This is a genomic window from Acinetobacter lwoffii, assembly GCF_024129355.1.
GTDB classification, from domain to species: domain Bacteria; phylum Pseudomonadota; class Gammaproteobacteria; order Pseudomonadales; family Moraxellaceae; genus Acinetobacter; species Acinetobacter lwoffii_I.
Genome location: NZ_JAMXXP010000078.1, coordinates 1 through 1,243, shown reverse-complemented (window position 1 = coordinate 1,243; position 1,243 = coordinate 1). Strand labels below are relative to the sequence as shown.

Below are 1,243 nucleotides of genomic sequence, written 5' to 3'. Positions count from 1 at the left end.
GAGATACCGTCTTGGTAGTCAATCAGGTTTTGAGATTATTCGACCAATAAATAATCTCTTTGATAGGCAGTCTGATGTTTTAAAACGCCATAACACAGATGTATAAGCTTGCGCATTGCAGCACCTAAAGCACACATTTTATTTTTACCCTGGCTTAATAATCGTTGATATAAAGCTTCAATGTGTGGATTATATTTAATCGCTGTTAATGCTGACATATACAATACTGAGCGTATTTTACTGTCACCTGCTTTTGATAAGTGACTTTGCTTGTTGACTGAACTGCCAGACAACTGATGTACTGGAACCAAACCTACATATGCAGCAGCTTGACTTGCTTTTTCAAACTTGTGCGAATGAAATAACCCCAACAGTAATAAGCCTGATCGTTCACCGATTGAAGGAATAGTTTGCAGTAATTTCAAATCCTGTTTCAATGTTGGATCTTGATCTATGTGATTATTTATTAACTTATCAATATGTTCAAGTTGCTGATTTAAATACTCAATATTCTCTTCAAGTAATTTAATCACAACAACGGAGGTATGAGTGGACTGCGCCTTTTCAAGTCGATTCTTTTCCTGCAATAGACTACCTAGATAGACATCTCGTCTGCCTAGTAAAGCTTTTAATAATCTGACATTTTCAGGTTCAGGCTGCCATATGATTAACTTTGCGGTGTAACCATAACGTGAAAGAGCTTCACTATCAGCTTTATCCGTTTTATTTAGCATGGACATGCCTTTGGCAAAGGCTCTTACTCGTGAAGGATTAGCCACACAAACCTTTACACCTGCATCATATAGATAATATCCCAAATTCTCATGATAAACCGAAGTCGCTTCCATGATTGCTGTCACTTGATCAGGTTCAATTTTAAGAGTGATGAGCCATTTGAGCAGACTGCCAAAGCCACTTTCTGTATTAGTAAATATTTTATTTTTTCTTTTTCCAGTCAAACCTTGAGGGAAAATGCAACAATCTATTTTGGTTTTACTGACATCAATACCTAGCATAATCATGGTGATATTCCTTGAGTTTAAGCTATGATTTTTATCCCATTAACCATCATCTTACCTTGTGAATACAGCATCAAAGTGCTTAGTTACCGTTCAGAGTTGTATGAGGGATAAGGGCAAATTGTAGGTTTTATCTCAGGTTCAAATTTAAGATTTTAGCAGCACTCCAAACTCTACAATTTGCGTATAGTGGTAGCTAATCACTATATCAATCAAGATACAAG

Annotated in this window: 1 protein-coding gene; it reads right to left on the bottom strand. The window is 36.3% G+C overall.

Annotated features, from left to right (window positions below):
* Positions 1-35: 35 nt before the first annotated feature.
* The gene (locus NI468_RS16005; RefSeq protein WP_004278529.1) at positions 36-1,022 is read right to left on the bottom strand and encodes an IS110 family RNA-guided transposase; all 987 of its coding nucleotides are present in this window, start codon (positions 1,020-1,022) and stop codon (positions 36-38) included.
* Positions 1,023-1,243: the final 221 nt, after the last annotated feature.

What these genes read in the sequence shown, in the direction of transcription:
- NI468_RS16005 (WP_004278529.1), bottom strand. Translation starts at nt 1,022, where the DNA reads ATGATTATGCTAGGTATTGATGTCAGTAAAACCAAAATAGATTGTTGC.